At 67.4% G+C, this 439-nt stretch carries 1 protein-coding gene and 1 pseudogene; both read right to left on the bottom strand.

From position 1 onward, the window contains the following. Positions 1–241: pseudogene (locus tag ACU8YE_RS25415) on the bottom strand (hypothetical protein); the annotation flags it as partial. Positions 242–254: 13 nt separating this feature from the next. After that, positions 255–439: YaiO family outer membrane beta-barrel protein (locus ACU8YE_RS25410; RefSeq protein ID WP_446930358.1), on the bottom strand; the 185-nt coding region annotated here is incomplete at its 5' end.

Here is a 439-nt window from a genome sequence, read left to right as displayed (position 1 = left end):
GCAGCGGCACGCGTGGCGCGTCGGGTGGATAACCGAGCACGATCACGTGCAGCGCCGGATCGATCTGCTGCGCGCCCCATGCCATGACCGCGCGCCAGTAGCGCCACGCCAGCGGCAGTCCGAACCACAGCGACGCGTACAGCGCGGGCGTCAGCAGCGCGATCGACGACAGCCAGCGCTGCGGGTACGCGTGGGTGCGCAGCGAACGGTCGACGGGAGGACGGACGGGATGCGTGGGCATGGCGTCCGCCCGCTCACCAGCGATAGAACACGCTGAGCTCGCCGCCGATCCGTGAGTAGTACGGGTTGTGGTAATAGTCGAATTCGAGTTGCGTGCCCCACTCGCGCGTGAACCAGTAGCGCCATTTCGCGGTGATCTCGTGGCTGCGGAAATCCGCGATCTGCGAGCCGGACCCGGTGACCTGATACGATTCGCGGC

The sequence above is a fragment of the Ralstonia sp. VS2407 genome (assembly GCF_052950655.1).
The sequence above is the reverse complement of the archived record's forward strand: the minus strand, read 5'-3'. Positions and strand labels throughout refer to the sequence as shown.